Source organism: Sinorhizobium sp. CCBAU 05631 (genome assembly GCF_002288505.1).
Taxonomy (GTDB): domain Bacteria; phylum Pseudomonadota; class Alphaproteobacteria; order Rhizobiales; family Rhizobiaceae; genus Sinorhizobium; species Sinorhizobium fredii_C.
This window is the reverse complement of sequence record NZ_CP023063.1, coordinates 3,098,717-3,111,404: the sequence shown is the minus strand read 5'-3', so window position 1 is coordinate 3,111,404 and position 12,688 is coordinate 3,098,717. Positions and strand designations below refer to the sequence as shown.

The following is a 12,688-nucleotide window of genomic DNA, read 5'->3' as shown; positions in this document are numbered from 1 at the left end:
GCAAGCAAGAGGAGGAAGCGGCGCCGCGGCGCGACAATCATGGTCGGGGCGCCCGGAGCCAGCGAGCTCCGGGCGCAATCGGCTTAGCGGACAAGGATGTTCTTGAACTGCCAGGGGTCCTTGGTGTCGATGTCTTCCGGGAAGAGGCCGGGCCGGCCGTCGAGCGGCGTCCAATCGGTGTAGTGGCCTTCGACCGGACCGAGATAGGGAAGCTGCACTTCGAGGCAGCGCCTGTAGTCCATCTCGTCGGCCTCGACGATGCCGGCCTTCGGGTTCTCCAGCGCCCAGACCATGCCGGCGAGAACGGCGCTCGTCACCTGCAGGCCGGTCGCGTTCTGATAGGGGGCGATGCGGCGGGTTTCCTCCAGCGACAGGCGCGAGCCGTACCAGTAGGCGTTCTTTTCGTGGCCGTAGAGCAGCACGCCGAGTTCGTCGATGCCGTCCTCGAGTTCCGTCTCGTCGAGCACGTGGTGCACCGGTTGCGGCGTGCCGCCGTTGCCGAACATTTCGTGCAGCGACAGGACCGCGTCGTTGGCCGGATGATAGGCATAGTGGCAGGTCGGCCGATAGGTGACTTCGCCGTTCTTGTCGCGGGCGGTGAAGAAGTCGGCGATCGAGATCGATTCGTTATGGGTGACGAGGAAGCCGTATTGCGGACCCGGCGTCGGGCACCAGCTGCGCACGCGGGTGTTGGCGCCCGGCTGCTCGAGGTAGATCGCCGCCTGGCAACCCTTCTTGTGTCTCCTAGCGTTCTTCGGCATCCAGTTCTCATGGGTGCCCCAGCCGAGTTCGGCCGGCTGCATGCCTTCCGAGATGAAGCCTTCGACCGACCAGGTGTTCCAGAAGACGTTGAGCGGCTTCGGGTGCTTGGTGCGCTGGGTGTCGCGCTCGGCGATGTGGATGCCCTTGACGCCGGCCTTCTTCATCAGCTTGGCCCAGCCTTCACGGTCGTCCTGGTGCGGTTCCTCGTATTTGAGGCCGAGATCGTCGGCGAGGTTGAGGAGCGCCTTCTTGACGAACCAGGAGACCATGCCCGGATTGGCGCCGCAGGTCGAAATCGCCGTGGTGCCGCCTGGGTTCTTTTCCTTCTCGCGGCGCACCGTCTCGCGCAGCGCGTAGTTGGTGCGCGCGGCGTTGTCCATCTCGGAGTCGAAATAGAAGCCGAGCCACGGCTCGACGACCGTGTCGATGTAGAGTACGTCGAGCTTGCGGCAGAGCTTGATGATGTCGAGCGACGAGGTGTCGACCGAGAGGTTGACGCAGAAGCCCTGGCCGCCGCCTTCGGACAGGAGCGGCTTCAGCAGTTCCTTGTAATTGTCCTTGGTCACGGCGGCGCGGACGTGGCGGACGCCGTGGCGGGCAAAAATCTCCGTGTCCTTGGCGTCTTCACGGGGCTCCACCACGATCAGCCGGCTCTTGTCGTATTTGAAGTGGCGCTCGATCAGCGGCAAGGTGCCGTGGCCGATCGAACCGAAGCCGATCATCACGATCGGGCCGGTAATCTCGCCATAGACCGGGTAGCTGGTGTCTGCCATTTTTGCGTCTCTCCTGACAAAACGTCTCTGATGCTGCTTGAATGCGCGCGGAACAGCGCGCCTCGGAATCTCGCGTGAGGCCCTAGAGCATAGTTTCGTGTCACAATAAAGGGCCGGCGGGTCAACCGCGATTTCGGATATTGCTTAACCGGCTATCGATAGGAGGGCCGAGATCAGCGCCTCCCGCTTGCTGACGAGGCCCTTGTAGGCCGCCTGCGGCGGCGTCAGGTCGTTCAACTGTCCGATGAAGGCGCGGGCAAGAGCGGCCGCGTCGGGCCTGTTTCTGAGCGCGGCAACCGGGTCGGAATAGATGCGGATGGTGAAGACGATCGCGCCGGTTCGCGGCAGCTTGCGAAGCGTCTGCCTCTCGACGCGAATGAAGGTGCCGGCCTCGGTCAGGTGGACGGCCTCGGCGCCGATGCCCTCGGCCTTCGATTTCGGCAGATGCAGCGCGCCGTCGACATTGACCGCCCAGTTGAAGCGCTCGACGAAGCGGGCCGGCGAGAGATTGTCGAACATCCGGGCGATCAATTCCGCATTGCGGCTTCCGCCCTCGAAGCCAGGCACCGGGGCGTGGATCTCGTCGAGCGTCCGGCCGAACTTCTCACGAAGAGACCAGGACGACGGAAAGGCGACATAGGCGGCGGTAAGCCGCCATTCGCCCTCCTTGCGTTCCAGGATCGCCAGATCGTCCTGGATCAGCGAGCCGGCGACGACGATAGGGACATCACCGTCGAGCGCGACGCGGCGACCGCCGGCGATCATCGCGCCGTTTTCTCGGCGGTAAAGCTCAGGGTAGTGGTGCGGAAGGTAGTCCGTCAGTAAATCGACGAGTTCCCGCTGGGCAGTCTCGGTCCGGTCCTCGGCCGCGAAGACCTCTTCGCGGCTTGCGCTAAGCAGCCTCGCCTTTTCGCTGAGATAGAAGTCCAGCGCCTCGTCCGGCTCGATCCAGCGATCGGGGTCGAGCTGCGTAAGCCCGATCGTGAAGGGCTTCGACGAACCGTCATAAGGTGTGTGCTTCATGTGCGAATTCGGCACGTTCTGCGACTTAGCCATTTTCCCTTGGTTTCACATGTTGTACGACTTGCCGCAAGCTTTTCGTGCTATAGCTTTAGTTGATCCGTCCGCTTCGCGCCGTGATTGATTTGTTGTTCAAGCTGGAGCAGACCAACCGTGACCGGTGATTACCTCAAGGCTCTGATGGGTTTGCAAGCCCGATCGCCCGTGCTGATCTCGCTCTACGATCAGCACGATCGGCTGCGCTTTGCCAATTCGGCATTCCGTTCCACCTTTCATGTCGGCGCCGACGAGTCGCCGACATGGGAAGAGATCATGCGCCGCAATCACGCGGCAGGCCGGGGCGCAATGCTCGGGATCGACGACATCGAGACCTGGATCGCCACGGCGCTCGCGCGGCGCCGCAGCGTGCCGTCTCGTGCGTCGGAAGCCGTACTGCATGACGGGCGGTCGCTGTGGGTGACCGAGACCGTTGACGAAAAGGGCTGGACGCTCTCCATGGCGGTCGACGTGACCGGGATACGGGAGGAGGAGCGCAAGCACCGGAAGGACAGGGATTTCGCCTTGCGGGATTCGCCGGTGGAGGAACTGGTCCACGTCCCCGACCGCCGCCATACGCTCGGGAAGCTTGCCGAGTTCATCCAGGACTGCGCCGAGAATCCGCAGATGTGGGGTTGCGTGGCGATCGTCGACATCGACTATTTCAAGGCGATCAACGACCGTTACGGCCCGCAGCGCGCCGACGAGGTCCTGCTCGACTTCGCACGCCAGATGCAAGGCTTCGTCCGCCGCTCCGACTGCTTCGGCCGCATCGGCGGCGAGGCGTTCATGCTGATCCTGCCCGATACGACGGTCAGCGAGTCGAACCTCATCCTCGATCGCCTTTTGGAGAAGATTCGAGGCGCCAGGCCGCTCTCCAACATTCCGGAGTTTTACTACACGTGTTCGGTCGGGCTTGCGGAGTATCGCGACGGCGACAAGGTCAGCGATATCTATTCCCGCGCCAACCAGGCACTCCATCTGGCGAAGCGCGAGGGCCGCGACCGGGTGAAGCGCTACACCCTGCCAGGCTCAGACCACGAGTTCCGCCCGGATCAGACCTCGTAGCGAATTGCCGACATAGAGACGGCCGCGCCGAAGGTCGGCAGCCGACAGCCGCGCCACTCGCGCGCGCCGCTCGCAGATGAGTTCGCTGCGCAGCACGCCGGCGAGCAGACCACAGGCGATCGGCGGCGTCTGCAATATGCCGTCGCCGTCGTCGAGAAAGATCGAGGTGATCGTCCCCTCGCAGATCTCGCCTTTCTCGTTCAGCAGCACCACCTCGTCGGCCTCGGCCGAGGAAAACTCGCTGCGCGCCGTTTCGTAGGCGCCGCGCCGCGTCGTCTTCATGCGAAGCAGCCGGTCCGAAGAATCGAGCCGGGTCGAAGCGATCCGGACACGCCACAGCGCATCGGCCGACAGCGGCACGAACGGCGCGGTCGTAACCGCTATGGCACCATCGCGGTCGAGCGTAAGGCGGACGCGCAAACCGCCGCGCGAGTTGCGGACTGCCTCGAACAGCCGCGCCTCGGCCTCCGCGGCGCCGGCAAAACCGAGACGCCTCGCGGACCGCGTCAGTCGGGCAAGGTGCAGCCTAAGGCGGACGAAGCCGGCCTCCGGTTCGTAGCGCAGGGTCTCGATCAGCGAGAAATCCGTCATCGGTCGATCTCGGCGTCGCCGACGGCGAAACGCGCCTTCAAGAGGCACTCGTCGTATTCGGCCTCGACCTTGGAATCGAAGACGATGCCGCCGCCGACATTGAAGATGGCGCGGCCGTCGGGAAATACCGAAATCGTCCGGATCGCCACATTGAAGCGCATGACGCCGTTCGGCGCGATGAAGCCGATCGCCCCGCAATAGGCATCGCGAGGGCCGGATTCCAGCTCGTGCAGGATTTCCATGGCCCGCATTTTCGGCGCGCCGGTCACGGAGCCGCACGGAAAAAGGGCGGCGAAGATGTCGGCGATCGTAATGTCCGGCAGGAGCTTGGCCCGAACATGGCTCACCATCTGATGAACGGTCGGGTAGGTCTCGATCTCGAAGAGCTTCGGCACATCGAGCGTACCGACCGCGGTGACGCGGGAGATGTCGTTGCGCAGCAGGTCGACGATCATCCGGTTTTCGGCCTGGGTTTTCTCGTCTTCGCGCATCTCGGCGATGATCGCCGCGTCCTCCTCAGCGGTCGCCCCGCGTGGTGCCGTGCCCTTCATCGGATGCGTCTCGATCCAGCCGTCCGCATCGACACGGAAGAAGAGCTCGGGCGAGCGCGACAGCAGGAGCGGCCCGTCGAGCGCCACGAGTGCCCCGTATTTCACCGGCTGGCGTTCGATCAGCGACCAGAAGGCGGCGCGCGGGTCGCCGGACCAGCGCGCGTGGATCGGCATCGTCAGGTTCGCCTGGTAGCAATCGCCCCGTCGCAGGTGCTGGTGCAGCCGCTCGAAGCGTTGGCGATAGGCAAGAAGATCCCAGCCGGCGCGGGCCTCGGAAAGGAACGGTTCGTTTTCCAGGCGTCGGCGCGGCTCGGCGAGGGGGTGGCCTTCCGCCGGCGCGTCGAAGACACCAAAGGACATCAGCGGCGTCTCGCGGTTTTCCTCGGCGAAGGGCGTGAGCTTTTCCTCGAAGAGATGGCCCGCCTCATAGGCCATATAGCCGGCGAGCCATTTGCCGGCACGGCGGGCAGCCTCGAGTTCTGAAAGTCCGCGGCGGAACTCGGCCCGCGTGCGCGCCGTGATCACGCGCGACGGCTCAGCGAAGACTGTCGTGCGGTCTTCGCTGTCGTCCCGGAAGAGGACAAAGGGCGCGTGTTCGATCATCTAAAGCCGTCGCTGTCAGTCGCCGTCCTGGCTGGATCACGCCCTATCAAGCGCTTCCAGCTCGTCGATCAGGCCCTCAATCATCGACAGCCCCTGTGCCCAGAACGACGGATCGGCGGCATCGAGCCCGAAGGGCGCCAGGAGTTCGGAATGATGCTTGGTTCCGCCGGCCTTCAGGAGCTCGAAATACTTCTGCTGGAAGCCGCTTTCGGCGTTGCGATAGACGGCATAGAGCGAGTTCACCAGGCAATCGCCGAAGGCATAGGCATAGACATAGAAGGGCGAGTGGATGAAATGCGGGATATAGGCCCAGTAGGTCTCATAGCCCTCCGAAATCCGGATGGCCGGCCCGAGGCTTTCGCTTTGCACCGAAAGCCAAAGTTCGCCGAGATCGTCGGCCGTCAGTTCGCCCTGCTTGCGCGCCGTGTGGACCTTGCGTTCGAACTCGTAGAAGGCGATTTGCCGCACCACCGTGTTGATCATGTCCTCGACCTTCTGGGCGAGCATCGCCTTGCGCTCGCGCTTGTCCTTGGTGCTGTCGAGCAGCGCGCGGAAGGTCAGCATCTCGCCGAAGACGGAGGCGGTTTCGGCGAGCGTCAGCGGCGTCGACGCCATTAGCGCGCCCTGGCCACCGGCAAGCACCTGGTGGACGCCATGGCCGAGCTCATGGGCGAGCGTCATCACGTCGCGCGGCTTGCCCATATAGTTGACGAGCACGTAAGGATGGACGGACGGAACCGTTGGATGGGCGAAGGCGCCGGGGGCCTTGCCCGGCCGCACCGGCGCGTCGATCCAGCGGTCTTCGAAGAAGCGCCGGGCGATCGAAGCCATTTCCGGCGCGAAGCCGTGATAGGCGGATAGGACCGTGTCCTTCGCCTCGGCCCAGGGGATCAGCGCGGTCGGCGTTTCCGGCAGTGGCGCGTTGCGGTCCCAGAACTCCATCTGTTCCATGCCGAGCCACTTGGCCTTCAGCGCGTAATAGCGATGCGACAGACGCGGATAGGCAGTCTTGACCGCCGCAGCGAGCGCGTCCACCACTTCACGCTCGACCCGGTTGGCGAGATGGCGGCTGTCGGCGATGTCCTCGAAGCCGCGCCAGCGGTCTGAGATCTCCTTGTCCTTGGCGAGCGTATTGGTAACGAGGGTAAAGGTGCGGATATTCGCCTTGAAGGTTTCGGCCAGCGCCATGGCTGCCTTCTTGCGGTTTTCGGAGGACGGATCCTGCAGGAGGTTCAAGGTCACCTCGAGCGGCAGCGCTTCGCCATCGACCGAAAAGGTGAGCGAGGCGATCGTCTCGTCGAACAGCCGGTTGAATGCACTTGCCCCGGTCATCGATTTTTCGAGGAAAAGCTGCTCGAGCTTGTCGTCGAGTTGGTAGGGCTTGTCCTTGCGCAGGTCGAGAATCCAGGGCTTGTAGTGGGCAGCGAGGCTGTCTGCCTCGAGCGCCGCATCAATCACCTTGTCGTCGATCCGATTGAGTTCCAGCGAGAAGAACAACAGATGCGCCGATACGTCGGTGAGCTTCGATTGGACGTCGCCATAGAGTTTGCCGTTCGCCGGATTGGACGTATCGGAGAAATAGGTGAGGCCGGCGAAGGAGGCAATGCGGCCCATCAGGTCCTCGAGCGCCTCGAACTCCTTGACGGCCGCGCCGACGCCTTGATTGCCCGTCCTGCCGGCGGCCTCCGCGAGCTTGCCCTTCCACTTGTTCTCGAAGGCGAGCGCGTCGGATTCCGCCTTTGCGAGGTCGGAGCGGAACTCGTCGGAGGTGGCCGAGGCGTAGAGATCCTCGAGCCGCCAGGTGGGCAACTCGCCGAGATCTGCCGCCGGGCGGGCCGCCTGCCCGGCCGGCGTGAGCAGTGGAGAGGGACCGACGGCGGCGAGAAGGGGCGAGGCGAGGGTCATCGGCGGTTCTCTCCTTTTGACTATGGAAGGCAGCGATATGGGGCGCATTGCTACCGCCCGCAATGGCTAAAATGCAAGCATTTCTCAAAACACGATGTTCAGCCCTTTATGGCACGAATGGCTGGCATGATTTGGCACATGAGGCTGGCCAAAGAGTACCGCGTGTCCTGAGCAGGAGGCTTTCGTGACATCCCATATTCTTGTCATCGACGACGATCCGGTGCAGCGCCGTTTGCTGACGAACATGATCGAGCGGCTCGGCCATGTCGCGCATCTCGCCGACAACGGGCGCAGCGGGCTCGAACTGTTGGAACGCAAGGGCGGCATGATCAACCTCATCCTGCTCGATCTGTTGATGCCGGAGATGAATGGCCACGGCTTTCTCGAGGCGCTTGCCGAACGCGGTATCGACACGCCGGTCATCGTCCAGACCGGGCAGGGCGGCATCGAGACGGTCGTGCAGGCGATGCAGGCGGGCGCCTTCGACTTCCTCGTCAAGCCTGTCTCGCCGGAGCGGCTGTCGATCGCCATCGGCAACGTGCTGAAGATGGCGAGCCGCGACGGGCGGGTCAAAACCTCTCGCCGGCCGCGCGGCGGCGCCGTCGGTTTCGACGATATCGTTTCGGCGAGCCCGGCGATGATCCGGGTGCTCGACCTGGCGCGCCGCGCCGCGCAATCGAATATCCCGATCGTGCTCGAGGGTGAATCCGGCGTCGGCAAGGAGATGGTTGCGCGGGCGATCCAGGCGGCAAGCGACCGGGCCGGCAAGCCCTTCGTCACCGTCAACTGCGGTGCCATCCCGCACAATCTCGTCGAGAGCATCCTCTTCGGCCATGAGAAGGGGGCGTTCACCGGCGCGACCGAAAAGCACAGCGGCAAATTCGTCGATGCGGACGGCGGCACGCTCTTCCTCGACGAGATCGGCGACCTGCCGCTAGAGGTTCAGGTGAAGCTGCTGCGCGCCGTCCAGCAGGGCGAGATCGAGACGGTCGGCGCGCGCCAGCCGCAGCGGGTCAATGTGCGGCTGATCTCGGCCACCAACAAGGATCTGATCAACGAGGTGCGCGAAGGGCGCTTCCGCGAGGACCTCTACTATCGCCTCAACGTCTTCCCGATCACCATCCCGGCGCTCCGCCGGCGCAAGGAGGACATTCCCGTCCTGGTGCGCGCCTTCGTCGAGCGTTTCACCGCGGAGCAGAGGCTCAACCACCCCTTGACGGTTTCGAACGGGGCGATGGCGCTGCTGACCGCCTATGACTGGCCCGGCAACATCCGCCAGCTCGAAAACGCCATCTTCCGCGCCGTCGTGCTTGCCGACGGCGGCGACCTCACGGTCAAGGACTTTCCGCAGATCGCCACCCAGATACCGGGCTATGTCGTTGCCGACCGTGGCGGGCTCTCCTGGGGCGAGGCGGGTCCGGACCGCCGCGCGGCTCCCGCCCCTGCGACCGTTCACGTTCCGCGCGCTGAAACTCAGGAAAAGTCCGACTCGTTCGGCGCGGTTTCCGAAGGACGGTTCGAGAACGCCATCGCCAGCGTCGATCAGGGCGGCGAAGTGCGCAAGCTTGCCGAGGTCGAGGAGGAACTGATTCGGTTTGCGCTGAAGTTCTATCGCGGCCAGATGAGCCAAGTGGCCCGCAAACTCGGCATCGGGCGCTCGACGCTCTACCGAAAACTCAAGGATTACGGCATCGATCCCGACAATCCACTGCGCGAAGCGGCATAAAATCGACGCATTCACACCTCATTTGCCGTCCAATTCAGTCACCGCCGTTTAGACCTTGTTAGGAAACTGTTCACTATATTATAAGGGGCGGTGACTACTGTGGCATATTTGCCATGCTGTCACCTTATTTGACAGTCATCTGAGACAGCAAAGCACGGTTGTCCGTCGAACGGGGATTGAATGCCAAATTTGTTCGGTTTGGGGGGACCCATCGGTTCCTTGACGCGCAGACTCTGCTCGGCGATCACCCGTAAGGGTCCGCAGATTCTCGCCTCCATTGCCTTGACGTGCTCCCTCGTCACTCCCGGAATGGCGCCGCCGGTCGAGGCCGCCGGCCAGACGCGGACGCTGAAGCTCTATTTCATCCATACCAAGGAAAAGGCGCAGATCACCTTCAAGCGCAACGGCCGTTACGATGCGAAGGGCCTGCAGCAGATCAACCGGTTCCTGCGCGACTGGCGGCGCAACGAGCCGACCAAGATGGACCCGCGCCTCCTAGACCTCATCTGGGAAGTCTACCAGAAGAGCGGTTCGCGCGACTATATCCACGTCGTCTCTGCCTATCGCTCGCCCGCCACCAACGGCATGTTGCGATCCCGTTCGAAGGGCGTCGCCAAGAAGAGCCAGCACATGCTCGGCAAGGCGATGGACTTCTACCTGCCCGACGTTAGGCTCAAGACGCTGCGCGAGATCGGCATGAAGTTCCAGGTCGGCGGCGTCGGCTATTATCCGACCTCCGGATCGCCCTTCGTGCACATGGACGTCGGCGGCGTGCGCGCCTGGCCGCGCATGACCCGCAACGAGCTCGCCCGCCTCTTCCCCGATGGCAAGACGATGCACATTCCCGCCGACGGCAAGCCGCTACCGGGCTTCCAACAGGCGGTTGCCGATTACAAGCGGCGCGTCGGCGCGTCGGCGATCGAGGTGGCCGGCGGTGGCGCGAAGGGGCCGGGCGACGTTGGCACCGGCAAGCGCCGCAATCTCTTCGCCGCGCTCTTCGGCGGCGGCGGGGACGAGGATGAAGAACCGACGGCGATTGCCGCCGGCGCGGGCGAAGGCGGCGACGAGGGAGTTCCGGCCAAGGCCCAGACCGCCTCGGCGCCCGCCGGTCAGGAGGCGCTGCCGGGTGTCGCCGGTTCGGTCGCCGGTGCGCCGGCCGACGATCAGCAGAATATCAACGCGCCCGTGCCCGCCGTGCGACCGGCCTTCAAGAATGCGCCGGCCGAAAGCGGCGTAGCGGTCGCGCTCGTTGCACCGGAAAAGAACAGCGCCCAGGAGGCGCTCGCCGCGGCCATGCCGCAGACCGGGCAAACGCCATCGGAATATGCGGATCTCAGCACGCTGAAGGTGCCGGTCCCGCAGATGCGTGAGAACACGCTCATGGCCGGCGAAACGCTCGTGGCCTCTGCCGACGGCCAGACGGCCGAACTCGGCTTCGTGCCGGTGCCGGGAATGCGTCCAGCCGGACAGGCTGCGCTCGCCGCCGTCGCCGCGGCCGATGTCACCGCCCCGCTCGTTGAGGAGCGCCCGGTCGCGGCCGCATCCGTGGCCGAGACGATCGCCATGGCCCGGCCGCCAGGAACGCGTGTCGCGCTCGCTGCCCCGACGGTCGACGAGCATGCTGCACCGGCGGTCCAAATGGCCGCCTATGCGCCGCAGCCCGACAGCAGCTCGCGGGCCTCGATCTTCGACAGCGCCTTCGACACCGAGGCGGACCTGCCTTCGAAGGGCGCGCGCCCGAAGCGGCAGGATGCGGAAGCGGCAAGCCGCTCCTCCGTTCGGACTGAGCCGAAGCTGACGAAGAAGATCATTTCCGAATGGGCGCTTTCGACCGGCCGCGTCGCCACGCTGTCGAAGCCGGTCAAAGCGCCGCGCTTCGTCAGCAGCTCGCTCAGGGCCGCGCCGACGACCGTCTATGCGGCCGGCTTCAACAGCAATGCCGGCGCCACGGTCGATACGGCTCGCTTCAGCGGCACTGCGGTGAATTTCATGGAAGTGAAGAAGTTCAGTACCAACTGAGGTCCTTCTCCCGGACACAGAAAAAGCCCGCCAGGTCTGAACTGACCGGCGGGCTTTTTCATTCAGCCTGATCGGGCTTAAGCGGCCTCGTCGGCGGCGGGAACCATGCCCAGTGCCTGCAGATAGGTGTCGAGGATTGCCTCCTGCTCCATGCGCTCGTCGGCGTCCTGCTTGCGGATCGAAATGACCTTGCGCAGGATCTTCGTGTCGAAGCCCATCGACTTGGCTTCACCATAGACATCCTTGATGTCGTCGGCGATCGTCTTCTTTTCTTCTTCCAGCCGCTCGATCCGTTCGATGAAAGCGCGAAGCTGATCGCGTGCGAAGCCTTGAGCATCGGACATGGTCTTCTCCTTTTGGGGAATGAATTCTGGTGCTGTGACCTGCCGCGAACGGCAGGCGAGGTCAAGGGCGATTGCGCAACAGGTAGGGCAATTCCTTCCCGCGCCGTCGCCGAAGAGGGCCGCAGATGTGGATTGATGTGGATACGGCGGAAAACGGCCGCTATTCCTTCGGGCGATTGCGCTCGAACGCCGCCTGCTGCTCCGCGGACGCGTCCTTCTGATAAAGCGCGCGCCATTCCTCATAGGGCATGCCGTAGACGATCTCGCGCGATTCATCCTTGGTCATCGATATGCCCGAGGCTTCGGCCGCTTCCCGGTACCAGTTCGAGAGGCAGTTGCGGCAAAAACCGGCGAGGTTCATCAGATCGATGTTCTGGACGTCGCCGCGCTCGCGCAGATGCTCGATCAGCCGGCGGAAGGCCGCGGCCTCGAACGCGATACGCTGCTCCTTGCTGAGCTCGGTCATGTTATGTCTCCGTTTGTCAGCCATCATAGGCACCGGTTCGCGAAGGATAGCGCTGATAGGCGTGGAGCGCCGGCATTTCGTTGAGCTCCGCGAGGATCGGCGCCAGCCGCTCGGCCCAGGCAGTGACGCCCGCCATGTCGGAGATCAGGTCCTGTCTCACCTCGATCAAGGCGTGAGCGATGCCCGGCACCATGCAATGGCGGTACATCGTATCGCCCCTCAGCGCGCCGTCATAGGGCTCGTTGTTGCCGACGACGATGTCGCCGGCGCTCTCGAGTCTTTCGATCACTGGAAAGACGGCGCGGGGGTCGTTGTCCCAGAGCACCGCCGCGTGCCAGGGGCGCGCGATACCCTTCCAGGCAGGCGTGAAGGAATGCAGCGAGATCACCAGAGGCGCCTTTCCGCTCGCCGCAGCGGCCTCGGCGATTGTTTGCGAGACCGCCTCGTGGTAGGGCCGGTGGAACCGGTTCAGCCGGTTCTGCCATTCCTCGTCGGTGATCGGGTGGTTGCCCGGAATGACGGCGCCATCCGAGATCTTCATGATCAGCGTCGGATCGTCCTCACCGCGGTTTGGGTCGATCAGCAGACGCGAGAAGCAGCCGAGGACTGCCGGTGCTTCGAGGGCCGCCGACAATTGCCGCACCAATGGCTCGATGCCGATATCATAGGCGATGTGGCGTTCGAAGGCGCTGTCGGCAAGGCCGAGTCGCCCGTATTCCGGGGGAAGCCGGTTCATGGCGTGGTCGGCCAGAAGGACGAGGCCGTTTTCGCGCTTGCCGCCGATGATTTCATAGGGGGAGAAGTGCCGCATTCCGATCCTGTGT

11 protein-coding genes are annotated in these 12,688 nt (G+C 64.1%); 3 read left to right on the top strand and 8 right to left on the bottom strand.

The genetic code is table 11. The features are described 5' to 3' along the window. Window positions 1–83: 83 nt before the first annotated feature. Together SS05631_RS15290 and SS05631_RS15285 are read right to left on the bottom strand one after the other, a co-directional pair. Window positions 84–1,535 (bottom strand): homospermidine synthase, encoded by a 1,452-nt coding sequence (locus SS05631_RS15290; RefSeq protein ID WP_037420244.1) that lies wholly within the window; start codon window positions 1,533–1,535, stop codon window positions 84–86. A 144-nt stretch (window positions 1,536–1,679) separates the two neighbouring features. After that, a complete protein-coding gene (locus SS05631_RS15285; RefSeq protein ID WP_037420241.1) occupies window positions 1,680–2,591 on the bottom strand; it encodes a DUF3445 domain-containing protein in 912 nt (303 codons plus the stop codon). A 117-nt stretch (window positions 2,592–2,708) separates the two neighbouring features. On the opposite strand from SS05631_RS15285, the gene SS05631_RS15280 reads away from it, so the two are divergent. Then, window positions 2,709–3,659: a sensor domain-containing diguanylate cyclase gene (locus tag SS05631_RS15280; protein WP_095678009.1), complete on the top strand. Its 951-nt coding sequence runs from the start codon at window positions 2,709–2,711 to the stop codon at window positions 3,657–3,659. Here SS05631_RS15280 and SS05631_RS15275 read toward each other — a convergent pair. Genes SS05631_RS15275 through SS05631_RS15265 form a run of 3 tightly spaced genes read right to left on the bottom strand, consistent with a single transcriptional unit; the run spans window position 3,624 to window position 7,309 of the window. Further along, window positions 3,624–4,250, bottom strand: a complete 627-nt coding sequence (locus tag SS05631_RS15275; protein WP_037420236.1) for an aminotransferase class IV family protein — start codon at window positions 4,248–4,250, stop codon at window positions 3,624–3,626. The genes SS05631_RS15280 and SS05631_RS15275 overlap by 36 nt on opposite strands. After that, window positions 4,247–5,404 (bottom strand): aminodeoxychorismate synthase component I, encoded by a 1,158-nt coding sequence (locus SS05631_RS15270; protein WP_037420232.1) that lies wholly within the window; start codon window positions 5,402–5,404, stop codon window positions 4,247–4,249. The genes SS05631_RS15275 and SS05631_RS15270 overlap by 4 nt, the downstream gene beginning before the upstream one ends. A 36-nt stretch (window positions 5,405–5,440) precedes the next feature. Next, window positions 5,441–7,309 (bottom strand): M3 family oligoendopeptidase, encoded by a 1,869-nt coding sequence (locus tag SS05631_RS15265; RefSeq protein WP_037420228.1) that lies wholly within the window; start codon window positions 7,307–7,309, stop codon window positions 5,441–5,443. A 184-nt stretch (window positions 7,310–7,493) separates the two neighbouring features. Between SS05631_RS15265 and SS05631_RS15260 the strand changes: the two genes are divergently transcribed. Beyond that, window positions 7,494–9,035 carry a sigma-54 dependent transcriptional regulator gene (locus SS05631_RS15260; RefSeq protein WP_037420226.1) on the top strand — a complete coding sequence of 514 codons (1,542 nt, stop codon included), beginning with the start codon at window positions 7,494–7,496 and terminating at the stop codon, window positions 9,033–9,035. Between the two features lie 180 nt (window positions 9,036–9,215). Beyond that, window positions 9,216–11,054, top strand: coding sequence for a DUF882 domain-containing protein (locus tag SS05631_RS15255; RefSeq protein WP_037420223.1), 1,839 nt, complete (start codon window positions 9,216–9,218; stop codon window positions 11,052–11,054). A 77-nt stretch (window positions 11,055–11,131) separates the two neighbouring features. Here SS05631_RS15255 and SS05631_RS15250 read toward each other — a convergent pair whose 3' ends face one another. The 3 genes from SS05631_RS15250 to SS05631_RS15240 all read right to left on the bottom strand — a co-directional run bounded on the left by SS05631_RS15250 (window position 11,132) and on the right by SS05631_RS15240 (window position 12,675). Beyond that, window positions 11,132–11,398 (bottom strand): DUF2312 domain-containing protein, encoded by a 267-nt coding sequence (locus SS05631_RS15250; RefSeq protein ID WP_037389186.1) that lies wholly within the window; start codon window positions 11,396–11,398, stop codon window positions 11,132–11,134. Window positions 11,399–11,558: 160 nt separating this feature from the next. Beyond that, window positions 11,559–11,864 (bottom strand): DUF1244 domain-containing protein, encoded by a 306-nt coding sequence (locus SS05631_RS15245; RefSeq protein WP_037420220.1) that lies wholly within the window; start codon window positions 11,862–11,864, stop codon window positions 11,559–11,561. 16 nt (window positions 11,865–11,880) lie between these two features. Further along, a complete protein-coding gene (locus tag SS05631_RS15240) occupies window positions 11,881–12,675 on the bottom strand; it encodes an N-formylglutamate amidohydrolase (protein WP_037420217.1) in 795 nt (264 codons plus the stop codon). Window positions 12,676–12,688: the final 13 nt, after the last annotated feature.